General features: G+C 29.8%; 19 protein-coding genes. 9 read left to right on the top strand and 10 right to left on the bottom strand.

Features of this window, described 5'->3' with window-relative positions:
* Positions 1-13: 13 nt before the first annotated feature.
* The 3 genes from Q3287_RS01710 to Q3287_RS01700 are packed head-to-tail and all read left to right on the top strand — an operon-like array spanning position 14 to position 2883.
* The gene (locus tag Q3287_RS01710; protein WP_243194006.1) at positions 14-1153 is read left to right on the top strand and encodes an amidohydrolase family protein; all 1140 of its coding nucleotides are present in this window, start codon (positions 14-16) and stop codon (positions 1151-1153) included.
* 14 nt (positions 1154-1167) lie between these two features.
* On the top strand, positions 1168-2151 hold the full coding sequence (locus tag Q3287_RS01705) for a hydroxyacid dehydrogenase (protein WP_167640582.1): 984 nt from the start codon (positions 1168-1170) through the stop codon (positions 2149-2151).
* A 33-nt stretch (positions 2152-2184) separates the two neighbouring features.
* Entirely contained in the window at positions 2185-2883 is a 699-nt protein-coding gene (locus Q3287_RS01700) for an RraA family protein (RefSeq protein WP_407963423.1), read from the top strand.
* A gap of 146 nt (positions 2884-3029) precedes the next feature.
* Here the strand turns inward: Q3287_RS01700 and Q3287_RS01695 are convergent, their stop codons facing one another.
* Both Q3287_RS01695 and Q3287_RS01690 read right to left on the bottom strand, forming a co-directional pair.
* Entirely contained in the window at positions 3030-4919 is a 1890-nt protein-coding gene (locus Q3287_RS01695; protein ID WP_407963422.1) for a sigma 54-interacting transcriptional regulator, read from the bottom strand.
* A 117-nt stretch (positions 4920-5036) separates the two neighbouring features.
* Positions 5037-5417 carry a BlaI/MecI/CopY family transcriptional regulator gene (locus tag Q3287_RS01690; RefSeq protein ID WP_054269186.1) on the bottom strand — a complete coding sequence of 127 codons (381 nt, stop codon included), beginning with the start codon at positions 5415-5417 and terminating at the stop codon, positions 5037-5039.
* 341 nt (positions 5418-5758) lie between these two features.
* Between Q3287_RS01690 and Q3287_RS01685 the strand changes: the two genes are divergently transcribed.
* The 4 genes from Q3287_RS01685 (at position 5759) to Q3287_RS01670 (ending at position 8449) form a co-directional block, all read left to right on the top strand.
* Positions 5759-6337, top strand: a complete 579-nt coding sequence (locus Q3287_RS01685) for a WHG domain-containing protein (RefSeq protein ID WP_054269185.1) — start codon at positions 5759-5761, stop codon at positions 6335-6337.
* Positions 6338-6409: 72 nt separating this feature from the next.
* On the top strand, positions 6410-7087 hold the full coding sequence (locus tag Q3287_RS01680; protein WP_054275901.1) for an isochorismatase family cysteine hydrolase: 678 nt from the start codon (positions 6410-6412) through the stop codon (positions 7085-7087).
* A 351-nt stretch (positions 7088-7438) separates the two neighbouring features.
* Complete coding sequence (locus Q3287_RS01675) at positions 7439-7732, top strand: YciI family protein (protein ID WP_243194008.1); 294 nt, start codon at positions 7439-7441, stop codon at positions 7730-7732.
* A 369-nt stretch (positions 7733-8101) separates the two neighbouring features.
* Positions 8102-8449 (top strand): arsenic resistance protein, encoded by a 348-nt coding sequence (locus Q3287_RS01670; protein WP_243194009.1) that lies wholly within the window; start codon positions 8102-8104, stop codon positions 8447-8449.
* Positions 8450-8693: 244 nt separating this feature from the next.
* Here Q3287_RS01670 and Q3287_RS01665 read toward each other — a convergent pair whose 3' ends face one another.
* From Q3287_RS01665 to Q3287_RS01640, 6 genes are all read right to left on the bottom strand, one after another.
* Positions 8694-9428 carry an MBL fold metallo-hydrolase gene (locus tag Q3287_RS01665; protein WP_407963421.1) on the bottom strand — a complete coding sequence of 245 codons (735 nt, stop codon included), beginning with the start codon at positions 9426-9428 and terminating at the stop codon, positions 8694-8696.
* Between the two features lie 415 nt (positions 9429-9843).
* Complete coding sequence (locus Q3287_RS01660; protein WP_243194011.1) at positions 9844-10545, bottom strand: DUF4405 domain-containing protein; 702 nt, start codon at positions 10543-10545, stop codon at positions 9844-9846.
* A 29-nt stretch (positions 10546-10574) separates the two neighbouring features.
* Positions 10575-11171, bottom strand: coding sequence for a cyclophilin-like fold protein (locus Q3287_RS01655; protein WP_407963420.1), 597 nt, complete (start codon positions 11169-11171; stop codon positions 10575-10577).
* A gap of 93 nt (positions 11172-11264) precedes the next feature.
* Positions 11265-11807: a flavodoxin family protein gene (locus tag Q3287_RS01650; RefSeq protein ID WP_054269179.1), complete on the bottom strand. Its 543-nt coding sequence runs from the start codon at positions 11805-11807 to the stop codon at positions 11265-11267.
* 35 nt (positions 11808-11842) lie between these two features.
* On the bottom strand, positions 11843-12562 hold the full coding sequence (locus tag Q3287_RS01645) for a flavodoxin (RefSeq protein ID WP_407963419.1): 720 nt from the start codon (positions 12560-12562) through the stop codon (positions 11843-11845).
* Between the two features lie 14 nt (positions 12563-12576).
* Positions 12577-13755, bottom strand: coding sequence for an iron-containing alcohol dehydrogenase (locus Q3287_RS01640; protein WP_167640975.1), 1179 nt, complete (start codon positions 13753-13755; stop codon positions 12577-12579).
* Between the two features lie 461 nt (positions 13756-14216).
* Here Q3287_RS01640 and Q3287_RS01635 point away from each other — a divergent pair, with 461 nt between their 5' ends.
* Both Q3287_RS01635 and Q3287_RS01630 read left to right on the top strand, forming a co-directional pair.
* Entirely contained in the window at positions 14217-14813 is a 597-nt protein-coding gene (locus Q3287_RS01635; protein WP_407963418.1) for a GNAT family N-acetyltransferase, read from the top strand.
* A 3-nt stretch (positions 14814-14816) separates the two neighbouring features.
* Entirely contained in the window at positions 14817-15329 is a 513-nt protein-coding gene (locus tag Q3287_RS01630; RefSeq protein ID WP_243194015.1) for an ATP-binding protein, read from the top strand.
* 127 nt (positions 15330-15456) lie between these two features.
* Here Q3287_RS01630 and Q3287_RS01625 read toward each other — a convergent pair whose 3' ends face one another.
* The gene (locus Q3287_RS01625) at positions 15457-16647 is read right to left on the bottom strand and encodes a hypothetical protein (RefSeq protein ID WP_054275892.1); all 1191 of its coding nucleotides are present in this window, start codon (positions 16645-16647) and stop codon (positions 15457-15459) included.
* 12 nt (positions 16648-16659) lie between these two features.
* Positions 16660-18615 (bottom strand): prolyl oligopeptidase family serine peptidase, encoded by a 1956-nt coding sequence (locus tag Q3287_RS01620; protein ID WP_407963417.1) that lies wholly within the window; start codon positions 18613-18615, stop codon positions 16660-16662.
* Between the last annotated feature and the right edge of the window lie 69 nt (positions 18616-18684).

Here is an 18684-nt window from a genome sequence, read left to right as displayed (position 1 = left end):
GAGATGAATAATTATGCTAGATTTACTTATTGTAAATGGTCATGTAATAGACCCTAAAAACAATGTAAATGGAAATAAAACAATTGCTATATACAACGGAAAAGTAACTGAATATAAACATGGTGATAAAGCAAAACACACAATAGATGCAAGAGGTAAATTTGTTTTTCCTGGGTTGATTGATGCACATGCTCATATGTTTGCAGATGGAACTGAAATTGGCATATATCCAGATAGTACATATCTTCCAACAGGTGTTACTAGTGCAATTGATTGTTCAGCAGGAGTAGCAAATTACCAACTATTTAAATCTTCAATTGTAGCTAGAAGTAAAGTTAATATAAAAAGTTTCTTGCAAGTTTGCTCAGCAGGTTTGGTAACTACTAGCTACCATGAATGTATTGACCCAAAGTATTTTAATCATGAAAAAATAGAACGAATATACAATGAAAATAAAGATAATATACTAGGTCTAAAAATAAGATTAAGTGAAAATTTAGTAGAAGGTCTAGGAATAGAACCATTAAAAGAAACTATTAAAATAGCTGAAAAAATAGGATGTCCTGTTGAAGTTCATTGTACAAATTTACCAGTTCCTACAGAAGAAGTATTAAACATATTAAGACCAGGAGATATATTTGAACATGTATATCAAGGCGTTCAAAATACTATCCTCGACTCAGATGGAAATTTATATGAATGTGTGAAGAAAGCAAGGGAAAGAGGAATCATATTTGATACAGGAGAAGGTCGAAAACATGGGGATTTTGAAGTCATGTTAAAAGCAAAGGAACAAGGGTTTATAGCTGATATTTGTAGCACAGATTTGGTGTTGGCAAGCATGTTTAGAAGACCTATATTCTCTCTGCCAAACCTTATGTCTAGATACATATGTATGGGAATAAGTCTATATGATGTTGTAAAAATGACAACACAGAATCCAGCTAAACTTATGAAGATGGAAAATCAGATAGGATGCTTATCAGAAGGTGCAAATGCAGATGTAGCAATATTTGACATCATAAATATTAAACAAATTTATACAGATTGGAAAGGTAGTAAATTCGAGGCAGATAAATTATTAAAAACAGAAATGACCATAAAAGATGGATTTATAGTATATTGTGCCCCAGATTACATATATGAAAATTAATTAGGAGGAAGAAAATGGGTTGGAAAATATTATTACCACAAGAAATAATGCAAGAAGGAAGAGATTACTTAGAAAGTAGAGGACATGAACTAATAACTGGTTCAGGTATGGATACTAAAGATATAATAAATGATATAAAAGGTATTGATGCAATTATAGTTAGGTTATCTAAAATAACAAGAGAGGTATTTGAAGCTGCTGATAACTTAAAAGTAATAGTACGTCATGGTGCAGGATTTGATACTGTAGACTTGGAAGCTGCAAAAGAATTTGGTGTTCAAGTATTGTATTGTCCAGTAGCAAATAGTACTTCTGTTGCAGAAGTAACACTAATGTATATGTTATATTGCTCTAGAAATTATACAAAAGTAAGAAAAAGCTTTATAGATGACTATTATAAAGCTAAATTAAGAACTCCTAAATGTGAGCTTGATGGAAAAACTGTAGGAATTATTGGATGTGGAAACATAGGTTCAAGAGTTGCTAAGATGTGTATGGATGGATTTAATATGAAAGTGGTTGCATATGACCCATATAAATCATCTAAAGATTTCCCAAAAGGCATAGAAGTAACTAGGGATATAGACAAGATATATAAAGAAAGTGATTTTGTTTCTGTTCACTGTCCAACAACTTCTATTACTAAAAATTTTATAGGAAAAGAACAGTTTAATATGATGAAAGAAACAGCGTTTTTTATAAATTCAGCAAGAGGAAGTGTTGTAGATGAACAAGCCTTATATGAAGCATGTAGAGATAATATTATAGCAGGCGCTGGTTTAGATGTATTACAACAAGAACCAGTTGATTCAAAAAATCCTATATTGTATTTAGATAATGTTGTGGTATCTCCTCATATAGGAGCAGCAACTAAAGAAGCTACTAATAGAGCCTCTTTACACTCTGCAATTGGAGTTAATGAAGTATTTGAAGGTAAAAATCCTACATGGCCAGTAAAATCAATAGATTGGGATAATGCAACTATATACAACGATTAGTAAACAATAAACACTTATTAGGAGGAATTTAAAATGACAATAGGAAATAGAGTATATTTAAAAAGGGACTTACCAGATAAAGAACTTGTAAAAAGATTCAGTGTATTACCAGCAGCAAATGTGGGAGATTGCATGTATAGGTCAAGTGCATTAAGTTCAGAAATAAAGTTAATGTCTTCACCACAAAACAAAATGTGTGGAGTTGCATTAACAGTAAAATCAAGACCAGGAGATAATTTAATGCTTCATCAAGCTCTTAATATAGCTCAAGAGGGAGATATAATAATACTATCTAATAATGGAGATAGAACACAAGCTATTATGGGAGAAATAATGTACAAATATCTTGCAGATTTCAAAAAAGTAGCTGGAATAGTAATAGATGGTCCAATAAGAGATATTGATGTTATATCAAAGTCTAATTGTCCAATATATGCTACAGGAACTACTCCAGGTGGTCCATATAAAGAGGGTCCTGGTGAGGTAAATGTTCCTATATCTATAGGTGGGATTGCTGTTAATCCAGGTGATATAATACTAGGAGACCAAGATGGTGTAATCGTAATTCCTAAAAATGATGCAGTAGACCTTATTGATAAAGCAGAAGCAAATGCTCAACAAGACCATGCTAAGGTGCTAAATGCTTCTGAAGGAACTGCAAATAGAGATTGGGTAAAAGAAACGTTAGAAAAAAAAGGTGTAGAAATTATAGATGATGTTTACAGAGCATAATAATAAATGACCTCTACTCTATATCTATAAAATATTTATACATATAAATTTAAAAATACGATTAACTATCAATTTAGTTAATCGTATTTTTATTTTATTTAATGAACATTTTATTTAACGAACATTTTACTTAATTATTATTTTATTTAATTAGAAAGCTCATATTTTTTAAGTTTACGCCAAAGAGTAGTAGTACTAATCCCTAGTTGACTTGCAGTGGCAGATTTTACTCCATTATTTTTCTCTAATGTTTCAAGAATTAATTTTTTTTCATAATTTACAATCTTATTATCCACCAAAGTAGGAGAATAATCGGTTGTTGGTGCTGAATTTGTATCCTTTCTAAAATGTGGTTCAGAAATTAAGATGTCAGAAACCAAGTATTCATCTATAAAATTATCATCACACATAACGACCAATCTCTCCACTATATTTTTTAACTGTCTTATATTACCAGGAAAATCATATCTACTTAATAGTTTAAGTGCAGAATCAGATATTGAAACTGGTTTATTATATTGAGATATAATAGCATATGTCAGTTGCTCTATATCTTCTTTTCTCTCTCTAAGAGGAGGCAAATCCAATTTCAACACACAAAGCCTGTAAAATAAATCTTCTCTAAAGTTATTGTTGTCAATCTGCTCTACTAAATTTTTATTAGTGGCTGTTATAACCCTTACATTAATAGGTACAACTTTAGTATCACCTATTCTAGTAACTTCTCTCTCCTGCAATACTCTAAGCAGTTTGACTTGTACATCTTTAGAAATCTCTCCTATTTCATCTAAAAATATAGTTCCATTATGTGCTAATTCAAATACACCTGCTTTGCCTTCGTTTCTTGCACCTGTAAAAGCACCTTTTACATACCCAAACAGTTCACTTTCAAGTATGTTCTCAGGTATCGCTGCACAGTTTATAGCCACAAAAGGTCCATCAAATCTATTACTGTAATTATGGATACTTTGAGCAAATATTTCTTTACCAGTACCAGATTCTCCAGTAATTATAATTGTGGAATCAGATTTAGCAAATTTCTTTGCCATGTTTACTGAGTGCATTAATGCATCACTCGAACCTAATATATCATTAAAAGAACTCTTTGCACAATGAGATTTTGAAATCAGACTTTCTCTTATTTCTTTTTCTGTAGATTGAATATTTTCTATGTCTTGTATAATTGCAACACATCCAAAATGTAAATTATCAATTATGATAGGAAAACAGTCAAATGTAAGAGAAGAACCTTTAAAATTAATTATGTTGTTGCATAGAGAGTGTCCATTTTTAAGTGAATCTAAAATATCACTAGAGGTTAAATAATCTTTTATAAATTTATCAACTTGGTTAAATAGTAATCTTTTTGCTTGATTATTTATAAAAAGTTGTGAGTGATTTTTATCAATGGCGATTATCCCACTATGAGTACATTCTAAAATTTCCTCTGTAATAGAGTTATTTATTCTCTTTTCAATTCCTATGTTATATAGATGAATTGCTTCATTGATAGATGCATGAATAGAAGATTTTTCTACTTCAGTTTCTATACAAGGTTTATTATATTTAGAAGTGATTTCTTTTGTTGTTTTACCACCTATGAAAATTTCAATACCATCATCAATTAATTCTTTTATTGTATGTTCAAACTCATAAAGAGAATTTAACTTAGGTATTTCTAAATCAAAATTTGAGATTTCTTTGAATCGTTTAGCTGTCTTATATGATGATTCTAGACCTATAAATCCTATTTTTGAGGAATACTTAAGTGCTTTTTTATATGAATAAAATATATCTTCGTATTTGTATCCAATATCTACTATTGGTATTGAAACGTTTTTGCGTAATAAATCAACATTTTGACCACGAGTAATTATTACTTTAGTGCCTGAGTTAATTAGATTATCTGCTAATTCTATGGTTTCTTTACCTGTAGCAATATATGATGGAATTTTTATGTGTAATTCTTCAAGCACTTCATATACAGTATCTGAAAATAGCTTAGAAGGAGCAATAACTACTATCTCATTTTTCATATTACAAAACCTCCTTTTATTGATTCTTATATAACTGGTTTCTTATTTTATATTAAATTTACACAGTTAAAAAGAGCTTTATAACTGTAAATAAACCATTATAAAACTCTTTTTAGATTATATACAAACTTCTTCCCAGTTTATCACCCAATTTTCCAATGAGTCTATCTTCTCTGCTGTTAACTCCTCTTCATGAAATGACACTAATAAATTCTTTATAAAAATATTCTTCAAAAGGCTTTGTACATTTCTTGATATAAATTCAAAGTACGAATTTTCTTTGATTGCAACGGTATAGTATGTACATTTACTCGTTTCTTGTACGTATAAGAATTTTTTCTTTGATAATTTTGATAGAGTTTTTAAAGCTACTTTCTCTGGTAAATTATGCTCTTCTTGCATATAATCAATAACCTCATATGAATTTGTTTTTATATCTAAATTCCAAATAAATTTCATAATAACTAACTCTAATTTTGATAATTTTTTTAAACACATAGTTATCACTCCACTTCCTTATCTATATAATTAGATATTACAGTAATAATTTCACAAAATCAATTACAATAATTATTATATATCGTAAAAATAATAAAAAAATATTTATAAGGTAACAAAGTTCACAATTATTATATTTTTCAACTTAAGTATTATAAAACTTTCAAATTGTAGTATATAAACTATTATCTAAAATACTTGTAATGCTATATTTAATATCTAAATCAAAGATACAATTTAGAATAAATTATATCTTTTACTATGTTTACTTGACAGTGTTTTTTTTAGAGTATAAAATAGTACTTGTTAGATAACAATTACTATTTTAAGGAGTTGAGCTTATGCCACCTAAAATAAAAACAGATAGAGATGCAATCATAAATGCAGGATTTGAGGTAGCCAAAAATGAAGGTGTTACTGTCATCACTGCTCAGAAAGTTGCACTAGTACTAGGTACATCAGTTGCCCCAATTTTTCGAGAATTCCAGACAGTTGAAGATTTGCGTGTTTCTGTAGAGGAAAAAATCCATACATTTCATACTCAATATATCAGTGATTATCCTTCTCAATATATCGGTGATTACTCTTTAGATGATTCTGCTTTTTTAACTTATGGACTTGGATATATTAACTTTGCCAAAGAATACCCAAATTTGTTTGAAGCTATTATGCAACATAGTACTATAAATTATAATTTAAATGAACAAGCATCTAAACAACTTGATTTTGTGGTGAATAGTGCTGCTAGTGAAGGTTCGCTTAGTTTTGAACAGGCAAAAGAATTATTTTATAATATATGGATTTATACTCATGGTATTGCTTGTTTAGTCTACAAAGGAAGTCTAATTCTTACAGTTGAAGAAGAAAAACAACTACTTATTACTGCTTTCAATGCTTTTATTACAAAGTACAAAAAGTAAGAGCACATATCATTAAAAATAAAAGTAATATTATCCAAATATTAAAAATATAAACTAAAAGGAGACTTATTTATGAAAGGTTTCTATACTTTTGTACAACTATGTAGTATTATCATATTTGCTGCATTGTGTTCTTTTACGCCCACTGCCATATCATACTTTCTTCTTATAATTTTGATTATTAGAATGATTGTATTTATACGCCCTACAAAAGGAGAAAAAATACAAGATTTTCAAGAACCTCAAAAGATTTTGTTGGTTATTGATATGCAAGAAGCTATGTGTGGAAAAGATGGAATTTATCCTCAAAAAGAGGAATTTGTAAGTAGTGTAAATAGAATTATCATTGAAGCTAAAGAACAAGGACAAAAAATAGTATATATCTGTCAAGAATTTCATCACTTTGATTTTCTATTTTGCCTTATTTCAATGGGTGGTTGCCTTTTTCAAGGGTCAAAGGGAGCTTCCATTTGTAGTGATTTAAAGGTCGAAAATAATGAAGTGTTTGTTAAACATCAGCAAGATTCCTTTACATCCAAAAGTTTTAGTGAATCTCTAAAAGAAAATAAAGTTGATACAATCTCAATTGTTGGATTAGACTCTTCAGCTTGTGTTTATAAGACAGCATTAGGAGCAATAAACAGAGGGTACCATGTTAATATCATAAAGAATGGTGTCCTTGGTAAAAGTGTAAATTCTACAGAAAAGGCTTTAAAAAAATTATCAACAAAGGGTGTTTCAATTTATTAGCCCAGAAATAGTAAGTTTTAATTAATGGCAATTAGTGAACTAAACTAATTGTCATTAATTCTATAAAATCATAATTAAACTAATTTGTTAACTCAAAATACTAATATAGTATTATACCACATTTCCCAAAGCTTACCTACCTTAGTTGCAAAATGTGTTACACCTAAACATCCAATGGCTTTGACCAATACTTCTTGAATGATTACCTTTTTTATCACATTATACTTTGTTTTATTTTTTAATAAAATTTAACATCATACAATCGTATTACATTAGCTTTATATTTGACTTTGTAACTTAGAAGTGCTAGTTTAAATGTATTAAATATACTTTATCTAAGGAGATGTACATATGGTAATAGTAAATATAACATATACAGTTGAAATAAATAAAATTGAAGAAAAACTAGATGCACATATAGAATTTTTAAATAAATATTATGCAAATAATAAATTCATATGCTCTGGAAGAAAAAATCCTAGAATAGGTGGAATAATTTTATGCAATGCTGATAAAGAAGAAGTTAATAAAATTATCCAAGAAGACCCTTTTTATATTAACAAACTTGGTGATTACGAGATTATTGAGTTTGAACCATCAAAGATTAATAATAAATTAATAGTTGAAAAGTTAAAAGATTTATAGATTACATAAATGAGTACATTAATTTAATATTAAAATTAACTACTAAAATGCCCTTATAATTCTAATGAATGATTATATGGGCATTTATTTTGTGCAAAATCCACAATACGTAATTATTTTTTAAATGAGTTTTTAAAAATCAATTATCGTGTTATAATTCAATAATTGATATGAATTTTCAATTAAAATTAATTTTCGAATAAAGGAGGTCTACATGGAAGAAGTAAATAAGTTTCAGAGTTTTATTATTTTAGGAATGGTACTTCTAGGTATATTAATGGGTCAAATAAAATTCATACAAATATATTCAGAATAACTTCAAAGGCATGTGATTTCCAAGGATATTTTTTAAACATAGCTATAGTTGCAATGTTCGCATCTCAAGGAAAAATACTACTAGAAAATTATCAAATCTTATTTATTTTACTAGTACCAATATTAATATTTTTTATTATAAACTTTATTTTTGTTAGAGTTATAAGTAAAGCAATTAATCTAAGTTATGAGGATAGTGTATCCCTAAATTTAACTACACTTGCTAGAAACCCTCCAATAGCATTAGCTATTGCAGTAGCTACTTTTCCAGATAAACCTTTAATATCGTTAGCACTTATAATCGGTCCTTTGATAGAGTTACCTATATTATTTTTAGTTACTAGAATTTTATTAAAAATAAAAGGTATGAACAATGTGATTAGCAACTACCTTCGACTTTAGAGATATATTTGTAATAAATTTAATATCCTTAGAACTTAAAGATTTAATATCAAAATTAATATCCTTACAACTTAATAACATCTTTAGAACTTAATAACATCCTTAGAATTTAAATAAATAGATTCTAAGGATTTTTTTATTACTTATCTTTAATTTTCCTGCTTCCTATTCAGACATTATTTTAAGTAATTTAAGAAATTATTGTAGATTATTTTAAATCACATAATACTATTTGATAATAATACTATTCAATAACTATATTTTTTAATGCCTCAGTTATATTGTTTTGAAACAATCCGCCATGACTAAAAACTACTTCCTCTATATCATAATTACTTATATTTTTGATAGCATCTGCCAACTCTTGTTTGTTGCTATGCATCACATCAACTGGCTCGAGTTCCCCATCCTTTATCTGTAACAAATCACCAGCAATAAGTACTTTAGATTTCTTTAAATAAAGGCATATATGACCTCTAGTGTGACCACCTGTATGTATGACTTCTACTTCCTCGCCTAAATTTAAAACTTCATGGTCATCCAAAGATACATCTACTTTAGTATATGATGACTTAAACCCAAGTCCCATAACATTTAACATACTAAGCATCTTATCATCAATATTATTCACCATTTGTTCTAACATATAAAGTTTATAAGGAGTCTCTTCCCCTGTTATATAGCTAATTTCACTTTTGTATGCGTATACTTTGATATTATTTTCAGACTTTTCTCTTAAGTAATTTATGTTTCCTATATGGTCTATATCATGATGAGTGATTATTATATTTTTTAATTTATCGAAGCTTGTATTACTTTTGTTAAGAGCCTCAATTATCAACTCTCCTTGACCTGGAAGACCAGTATCAACAAGAGTTGCCTCATCTTCTGTATAGATTACAGGAATATACATAACTTTATTTTCTCCCAATACATGTGATGAAACTTTTAAAACATCTAATCCTTTTGTTAAGTTCATAATATTTCTCCTTATAATTACTTAATTAGAGGTTAATTTAATTAAAGAAATTGAAAAAACATAGATTAGCCTCTAGTTATATTTTATTAATAAAAAATTGTTAATACCTAGTATATCACTTAAGTTGAGGGATTACTCGACTTGATTTTTTTGTTATTTTATGGTATAGTAATTAGTATAGAAGCAAGTAATTACAAGCTTTTCAACTACTTTTATTTTTTCTTATTATCCTTTGATTTACTCTAGTATTGATATTATTAAAACTAAAAGTACATTAAAATAATATGAAAAAAGATTACACTACATTATAGATGATTATTTATAAAGAACAGAATATTATTTAATTAATAAAATTTAATTAATAAAAAACATTAGCCATGTGACTAATGTTTTTTTAATTTATATGCATATTGATTCAGTTATGTAATGCTTTAGATTTCTGTTTTAACAAGGCAATTTTTTGAAAATAATTTGAAATACAGCTCACAATACACACAATCATCCCCATAATTGACAAATAATCAATAAAAAACAAAATTATTGAGCGTTCTTTATCAAAGAATACAAATTGATTAACAAGAAACATATAATCTATAATGTTTTGCTGTACAAATGCATAAATACCATAAACAACTACCACAGTAGAAATGCTTCTTAAAATACAAACTCTAATTTTTGAATTTTTAATATAAAACATACTATTTACAGTATTTATCATGATTCTCCAGTGAAGACCAAGATGTATTGACATCAGCACAAACCCCCAATAAGAAGCAAGTAAATGTACTATTCTGGCTAATGATATACCATTATGTATTGGCAGAAAAACAAAAACATGATTTGAGAGAATTATTCCACTGAGCATTAAACATACCATACAAACAAGTAATAGAATATTTACTATGAGTAAGATAATTCTAGTACATGAATACCGACCTTTTAGTATATTTTTATACCACCTATAATTTAAAATATTATGTAGAATGAATATAATAAATATCGCTAATCCTAGCCATTCGTGTGTAGATTCGCCAACCAGTTCATATGCCATTATAATTGGTAACATTCCAATCATTCCAGCATCAAGAAGGATTTGTAAGGTTCTTTTTGGGGACATATTTAAGCACTCCTTTAAAGTATATAACTTTACATTTTTTCTATAGTAACTCTAACTCCCTTCTCCATATTACTCAACTCTTCTAAACCAGATTCAAAATACCCCATAGGAATCAATCCATTGGCATAAGGTTGGTCTTTGTAATATATTGCTAGATTGCCCCAAGGACCATAACATGTAATATCTCCAATATCTGGGTTATAGCCACTAGGTGCTTCTTTTTGAGAAAGTTCTGTTGGAGTATATGCAATTTTTTCTGCAACTGCAAAGTCGTCAAAGGAAACTGTTATTGGAAGCTGAACAATCAAACTTTGAGTGGTTGGATTATTTTCAAGCACAGCAATTGCTTCTTTATCATCAAATGTTAACTTAATACGGATTTCATGTTCATTTATTTTGTCATGGCTATTTACTTTGTCATTAGAATTTACTTTATTAGTAGCATTTATTTTATTAGTAGTCTTTATTTTATCAGTTGCATTTGTACTTTGATTATTTGGGACTTGAGATAGCACATTTAAATCATCTGCCTTTGTCTTAGCTGATGATGTATTGTTACATGCTGATAAAACAAAGCTACTAGTTAATATAGCCAAAAATATAATCCATTTTCTTATTTTACGCATACAAAATTCTCCTTTTATCGATAAGTAAATCTTATTTACTAATCAATGAGTTTCACGTTTTTCAACAATTTATTTTCTTATATGTTAGTTTTCTTAAATAGATTTTCCCATTTCGTAAGCTTGTTTCAGTATATCTGTATCATTTTTAATTGCACCAATTTGGTCTAACCCAGTTCCTCTTACTACACCAGCCAATCTTGCTTTTTCAAAACAGTCAATCCATCCCTGCAACCCTTTAAGTGCACCATCCATGGCACTTTCATTAACATCTGCTGCTGTTGCAAGTAAATAAATATCACTAAAAGTATACTCAGCTGGAAAAATTGGATTCGTTCTATCCAAAAGTGTTTTCATTTGTCCAGTCATTTCATAAAAGTATATTGGACTAGCAAATACAAGTACATCAGAATTACACATTTTTTTAATGATGTCATTTGCATCATCTTTTAATACACATTGACACGTTGTTTGGCAAGCAAGACAGCCAATACAAAAATTAATATTTTTATCATACAGAGTAATCTTTTCCACTTCATTACCTTGCTCTCTTGCCCCTCTTGCAAATTCATCTGCTAGTTCTTCAGAGTTTCCATTTTTTCGTGGACTAGTAGATATTATACAAACATTTTTTCCCATACTTTTATTCCCCTTTTCGATTAATTATTATATATTTATTTTGTTAATCCAAGATTAGACAACCATGTGTTTATCTCATCTTCTGTACCATCTGGAAGTGTTTGACTAATAGCTAGACCATCTTTAATTGTCGCTTGAGGTTGTTCTTTTCTAATATTCTCAATACTGTTTGAAAATCCACTACCACCACTAGTACAAAATGGTATGATAATTTTATTTGAAAAATCGTATTCTTCTAAAAAACTGTACACTGCCATTGGCATGTCACCCCACCAATTAGGATATCCAAGGAAAATTATGTCATAAGAGTCTATATCACTTCTATTATTTAAAAGTACTGGACGAATGTTATCATTTCGTTCATCACGACCTTGATTTTCAATAACACTATAATCAGATGGATATTTATTTTCCATTTCTATAAGAGATATATCACCACCAGTTTTACTTTGAATCATCTTTGCAACAATTTCAGTATTTCCTTCAATTACATTGTTTCTAATATTTACACTTGCAGAGGATACAGCTTCTGTTTCATTTGGAGTATCTGAATTACCAATACGAGAAAAATAAGCAACTAAGATACGTGAATCTTCTATTTTAACTTTTTCATTATCAGATTTTAACGATTCACTCGTTTCAGGTGTTTTACTTTGAGTAGATTCTAATTCTTGTTGCTTTTCACATGCAACAAGAAAAAATATCAATGTAGAACAAAGAACCACACCTATTAGCTTTTTGTAATAATTTATCATTTGTATATCACTCCTTAATGGTATGCTTTTTCAAAAACTGCAACACACTCTTCATGACTCATTTCACAAGGGTTTGCAAGGAATAGACCACCCATAGTATCACGAGCATTTTTTGCTAAGACATCAAGTTCTTCGTAAACAATCCCATAGTCACTCATCTTCAGGTTATCAACGCCACATGCTTTTTGTAAGTTTACTAGTGCTGTGATGAAATCTTCTGGCTTTGAGGCATTCTCCATACCCATAGCCTGTGCCATTCGTATAAATCTTTCATCACAAGCATGTTTGTCAATAAAAAATTCATAAAATGCTTTTGATATCATAATTAGACCTGCTCCATGAGGAAGATTCTGATGATATGCACTCATAGCATGTTCCATTGAATGTTTGGCTGTAGTGCTAGTGATTACCATTGCTTGACCAGATAATGTATTAGCAAAAGCAACATGTTCTCTTGCTTTCATATCTTTTCCATTTTTCACTGCACGAGCAAGATAATTTGCAATATTTTCGATAGCAGTTAAAGCAATCATATCACTCATAGGATTTGCAAATTTACTAATATATACTTCTGTTGAATGAAATAGAGCATCAAAACCTTGGTATGCAGTGTACTCTGAAGGCACAGTTACCATAAGCTCAGGGTCTACAATCGCTAATACAGGAAAAAGTCTATCATCTCCACCAAATCCCATCTTCTCATTTGTTTTATCATTGGTAATAACGCCCCATTGGTCAACTTCTGAACCAGTTCCAGCAGTAGTAGTAATACATACAAGTGGAAGAGGATTTTTTGCAATCATTTTTTCTCCACCTGTGCCACCAAACATATAATCCCATATATCTCCATCATTTGTGGCCATTGCAGCCATTGCTTTTGAGGCATCCATTACACTACCACCACCTAGAGCAACTATAAAATCACATTTATTGTCACGTGCTACTTTAGCCCCCTCCATGATAGTAGATTTAATGGGATTTGCCTGTACTTTGTCAAACAGTACAAATTCTACTCCAGCAATTTTAAGCTGTTCTTGTGTTCTATTAAGAGCTCCACTAGTATGCGTAGATTTTCCATTTGATATGACAAGCAATGCTTTTTTCCCTGGTAACCCCTCACTATGGAGTTGATTTAGTTGCCCACATCCAAACTTTACACGTGTTGGTATAAAAAAATTAAAGTTAGTATTCATTTTATTCACCTTTCCTTTTTGTATTTTAATTTTTATTTTCGGTGTTAAAAATCAAGTAACAAAGTTTTTGATTTTTTATTAATTTTACTAAGAAACACATACCTATAATTTAAGGAGCATATATCCATAATTTGATAATATGATGTACTCATTTTAAATTTTAGATAATAAAACTATATTGATTTTGTTTATCAATTATAGTATCATCCCTTTAAACTACATTATAGAATCTGACTATTTAAATATCAAATACCTATATTAAATCTGTTGTTATGCTTTATAAGCATAGTTTTTATTTCTATTTAATTATCACTCACTTTACAACCCTTTCACTTTTGATGAATTATGACATAAAAGTAACCTAATCAAAGCAGAAAAAATGACTAGAATATGAAACCATAGTATAATTTATTACAAGAAGTTAGCTGATAAATTTTGACTTTGAAAGGAGAATAAGGAATATGATATTTAAAAATACTCCTGAACTAAAAACAGAAAGACTCATATTAAGAAGGTTTACTGATAATGACATAGGAGCTTTGTTCACAATTTACAGTGATAAAGATGTAAATACTTATTTGCCATGGTTTCCCCTTAAATCACTGGAAGAAACAAAGGTGTTTTTTGAAAAAAAGTATGTAGAAGCATATAAAAACTCTCATGGATATAACTATGCCATTTGCTTAAAAAACGACAATATCCCAATAGGTTATGTCAATGTAAGTATGGATGATAATCACGATTTTGGTTACGGACTGTGTAAAGAATTTTGGCACAAAGGTATTGTGACTGAAGCAAGTAAAGCAGTTGTTGAACACTTAAAAAGAGATAGTATCCCTTATATTACTGCCACACATGATATTAAAAATCCACGTAGTGGTAATGTAATGAAACAATTAGGTATGAGCTATCAATATTCTTATGAAGAACAATGGCAACCAAAAGATATATTAGTTACATTTAGAATGTATCAACTAAATCTTGATGGTAGGAATGATAGAGTATATAAAAAATACTGGGATAATTCAGCAGTTCACTTTATTGAAAGAGGTGTTTAAATTATGATTATTTTAATTGCAGGTGCTTCTCATACTGGAAAAACTTTATTTGCACAGAAAATATTAGAAAAATACAAATATACATATTTATCTATTGACCTGTTAAAAATGGGACTTATACGAAGTGGAAACACTAAGTTAACACCAGAAGATGATGAAGAACTTGTACCCTATCTATGGTCTATCGTTAAAGAGATTATAAAAACAGCTATTGAAAATAATCAGAACCTTGTAGTTGAGGGATGCTATATTCCATTTGATTGGCAAAAAGATTTTGATAGTAAATATATAACAGAAATTCAGTATTATTGCCTTGTTATGACTGAAGATTATATAGAAAGACATTTTTCAGATATTAAAAAATATGCAAATGCCATTGAAAGTCGATTGGATGATTCATTCTGCACAATGGAATCCACTATTGAAGAAAATACTAAAAATCTACAAATGTGTAAAAAGTATGACTGTAATTATATCTTAATAGAAGATGAATATACTGTAGATATTAGTTTTTAAGATTATATTTTTGTTAATTTTAAAATATAACGAGATGAAAAAGGAAAAGCGGTATAACATAAAGTAGATGTTATACCGTAAGACCTTAAAAAGAGATATTCTTATTATTACATTATTACAAACCCCTCTACAACATAGGTACCATAATACCAGCTACTACAATCGAAATCATACAAGCCATACCACCAACTACTAATTTAGGCATTATTTTAGACATCAAATATGCTTTTTCTTCTTCCGTTTCTCCAATAGCATTACACACTTCATTTGAAATCAAATATGTAGTTGGAAATCCCAACATTTGACAGAACCCTACTCCAAAAGCAAGAGGCTTAGAACCAATAATTTTCCAACCTGGAAGTACCTTCATCACAAGGAATATACCGATAATAGAAACTGCGAACATACCTACAATTGGTACAAACAGACTAATTAAATCTCCCAAAGAAACTTTTGCTAAAGAAGGAATAACAGCTGCAAATACAACCATATTGATAAAACCTTTGATTTTCCCTTTTTCTAAAATATCTTTTGGTACAATACCAATACGAGTTACAAGAACACCAACTATAAGACATACAATAGAATAATTCACATGGATAAGCTCTGAAAGCTCATATCCCAAATAAGAAAATATAGCTATGAAAAATATACAAACATTTGTAGAATAATATTTATCATACTTCTCACAGAATACTTGCTTTACTTTTTCCCCTGTACTTTCTGCTTCTTTCTTATCATTATCTACATTGGCTAAATCAATCCCCTTTGCCTTTGCTTCATGATACTCTACTAAAAGACGATTTGCTTCTTGTAGTGCAGCTCTAGAGGCAATTGGTGTCCCAACAAACTTCTGGATTGCAAATACAACTGTTGCTGTAGCTGCTGCAAGTGTCAATCCTTTTTCTAATGCTGCTTGTGTCATGATAGTAGTGGCAGGTAATGCCCCATTTATAACTGGTATACTTGTCAACACTGTTGCTTTTCCAAACAAAGGAATACAAAGTGAAACACAAACTATAACTGCAACAATCCCAAGCCATGCTGTCAACACAGTTCTCCATTCATCTATAAACTGTCTAACATTCAACATTGTTCCCATACTAAACATAATCATTGGAACACTCCAACTTGCAGCTGCTGTCATACCTGCTCTTTCAATAATATCCCCTGGTATTACCTTTGTAACAAACAGAATCAAAAATAAAAGTAATGTCACAAATACAGCTGAAACTTTTGCTTTTGTTTTACTTGCAATCAAATCCCCAATAGCAAATAAGATTAATACAACACTAAACCATAATAACATATCACTCATAGAATAACCCCCTTATAAATATCTTTCAAACCAATCTACAATGGCATTGGCACGTACAACTCTATTAGATGGTCTTCCGTTTCTAGACAATCCATGTGTATCCCCGTGGAATAAATACATTTCCGTATCTACACCAATCTGTTTTAATGCTGTAAACATCTGGAAGGTATCTCCCATAAAACATCTATAATCCCTATCACTATGTAAGAATAAAGTTGGTGTCTTTACATTTTTTACATACTTAATAGGTGAATGGTTCCAAAGAACTTCTTCATGATTCCAAGGTGTCTTATCTCCACAAGTTTGCTTCATAATTCTATCCCCAAAGTCGATAATTAGGGAAGCTGTAATCAAGTTACTAATACCTCTTTGAGAAGCAACTGCCTTGAAACGGTCTGTATGACCAATTATCCAGTTTGTCATATAACCACCATAACTTCCACCTGCAACACCTAAACGGTCTGCATCAATCCCAGGGTATCTCTCAATACAAGTATCTACAAATTCCATAAGATGGTCATAATCAACATATCCCCATCTTTCTACCATTTCCAAAAACTCTTCACCATAACCGTCACCACCATGAGGATTACAATAAATAACATACATTCCTTTTGCAGCTACACACTGCTTTAAGTGTGTAAACATGTAACCATATGCCCACTTAGGTCCACCATGAATGAACAATACAGCTGGATATTTTTCACCTTCTTTTGCATCTATTGGTGGTATAACAAAACCATCAACTTCTTCTTTATTTTTTGCTACAAATGTTAATTTCTCAGGTAGTGAAACCTTATGACTATCCAAATATGGCTTAGAAAAAGAAGTCATTTTTTTCATTGCACCAGTAGCCATATCAATGCTATATATTTCTGCCAACTCATAATCTTTCAGCATGATTGTGTACATAGTGTTGTCATAAATATCAAAAGATGTAAAAGCATCCACTTTTGTGATGATACGTATATTACCTGTTTTTGTATCAAACTCATCAAACTCTGTCATAGTTCTACAAATTCTTGCTCCAATAAACTTATCTCCTACGACTTTATTACTACGTCCACCACCATATACTGCATCTACATCCAGTAATGTAGCATACATCCCATCTGGGCTGGCAATCATATTTATTTCGCCAGTATTCAAGTCAAGCATGAAAATATCATGATTTTGTGTAATAGAACGGTCTAATATAGATGCTTGTAACATTACTCTATCTTCACCAATATATTTAACTAAGCTGATTTGATATTTTCCTTGTGGTATGAGTTCTCTTGTTTCACCACTATCTACATGGTACTCCCAAAGACCAGAGAAAGGTGTTGCACAATCTTCATAAATCTGACCTGAATATAAAATTCTTTTTTTATCAGGAGAAACATCTACACCTGCTACCTCACAATACTTTGGTGTAATAGCTTTTGTCTCTTTTTTTCCTTCTTGATACAATTCTAATGTTACACGTCTTCTTTGAGAGAAGTTTTCCCCATCTCTTATAAAAGGTTTATCTGTAAATGTCCAGTAATCTACTCCTTCTACTGCTCTGTCTAGTTCTGCTTTTTTTATATCTGTTGGATTTTTTGTTGTAAATAACCATAATTTATTTCCAAGTGATATGGGTACGCTACAAGTTTTTGGAATAGAAAATACTTTCTTTGCTTCTCCCCCTTTTATAGAAATAGTATAAAAATCTGTTGTACCTGCTTTTGGTTTATCTCTTTTAGATGTAAAAAGAAGCTCTGTATCAGAAATCCAGCTAAATGATGTTACATCTTTTGTTTGTGTCATATGTATTTGTTTTTCTGTTTTAACATCCATAGCATATAGGTCATGTTCATAGCAATCTTTTTCCTCATTGATATTTGATATAATATAAGCAATATGACTTCCATCAGGTGAACAAGAAATATCATGTGGGAATATATATTCAAAAATATCTGAACTTTCAATCTTTAGTTTTTCCATTTTTCTATTCTCCTTTCGTTATTGTCTTTCTTTCTGTATCATTTTCTTTTTTTCTTTGCTATTCTCTTT

Origin of the sequence: Clostridioides sp. GD02404 (genome assembly GCF_045898275.1) — a bacterium.
GTDB lineage: Bacteria > Bacillota > Clostridia > Peptostreptococcales > Peptostreptococcaceae > Clostridioides > Clostridioides difficile_A.
Note: the sequence above shows the minus strand (reverse complement) of the source record. Positions and strands in the feature narration are given on the sequence as shown.

Bases quoted from the DNA above. Each gene is read 5' to 3' on its own strand.
- Q3287_RS01695 (WP_407963422.1), bottom strand. From the start codon at position 4,919: ATGAAAAATGAGATAGTAGTTATTGCTCCTTCTAAGCTATTTTCAGAT.
- Q3287_RS01700 (WP_407963423.1), top strand. From the start codon at position 2,185: ATGACAATAGGAAATAGAGTATATTTAAAAAGGGACTTACCAGATAAA.
- Q3287_RS01690 (WP_054269186.1), bottom strand. From the start codon at position 5,417: ATGTGTTTAAAAAAATTATCAAAATTAGAGTTAGTTATTATGAAATTT.
- Q3287_RS01680 (WP_054275901.1), top strand. From the start codon at position 6,410: ATGAAAGGTTTCTATACTTTTGTACAACTATGTAGTATTATCATATTT.
- Q3287_RS01640 (WP_167640975.1), bottom strand. From the start codon at position 13,755: ATGAATACTAACTTTAATTTTTTTATACCAACACGTGTAAAGTTTGGA.
- Q3287_RS01660 (WP_243194011.1), bottom strand. From the start codon at position 10,545: ATGTCCCCAAAAAGAACCTTACAAATCCTTCTTGATGCTGGAATGATT.
- Q3287_RS01635 (WP_407963418.1), top strand. From the start codon at position 14,217: ATGATATTTAAAAATACTCCTGAACTAAAAACAGAAAGACTCATATTA.
- Q3287_RS01655 (WP_407963420.1), bottom strand. From the start codon at position 11,171: ATGCGTAAAATAAGAAAATGGATTATATTTTTGGCTATATTAACTAGT.
- Q3287_RS01625 (WP_054275892.1), bottom strand. From the start codon at position 16,647: ATGAGTGATATGTTATTATGGTTTAGTGTTGTATTAATCTTATTTGCT.
- Q3287_RS01710 (WP_243194006.1), top strand. From the start codon at position 14: ATGCTAGATTTACTTATTGTAAATGGTCATGTAATAGACCCTAAAAAC.
- Q3287_RS01645 (WP_407963419.1), bottom strand. From the start codon at position 12,562: ATGATAAATTATTACAAAAAGCTAATAGGTGTGGTTCTTTGTTCTACA.
- Q3287_RS01665 (WP_407963421.1), bottom strand. From the start codon at position 9,428: ATGAACTTAACAAAAGGATTAGATGTTTTAAAAGTTTCATCACATGTA.
- Q3287_RS01705 (WP_167640582.1), top strand. From the start codon at position 1,168: ATGGGTTGGAAAATATTATTACCACAAGAAATAATGCAAGAAGGAAGA.
- Q3287_RS01650 (WP_054269179.1), bottom strand. From the start codon at position 11,807: ATGGGAAAAAATGTTTGTATAATATCTACTAGTCCACGAAAAAATGGA.
- Q3287_RS01620 (WP_407963417.1), bottom strand. From the start codon at position 18,615: ATGGAAAAACTAAAGATTGAAAGTTCAGATATTTTTGAATATATATTC.
- Q3287_RS01630 (WP_243194015.1), top strand. From the start codon at position 14,817: ATGATTATTTTAATTGCAGGTGCTTCTCATACTGGAAAAACTTTATTT.
- Q3287_RS01675 (WP_243194008.1), top strand. From the start codon at position 7,439: ATGGTAATAGTAAATATAACATATACAGTTGAAATAAATAAAATTGAA.
- Q3287_RS01685 (WP_054269185.1), top strand. From the start codon at position 5,759: ATGCCACCTAAAATAAAAACAGATAGAGATGCAATCATAAATGCAGGA.
- Q3287_RS01670 (WP_243194009.1), top strand. From the start codon at position 8,102: ATGTTCGCATCTCAAGGAAAAATACTACTAGAAAATTATCAAATCTTA.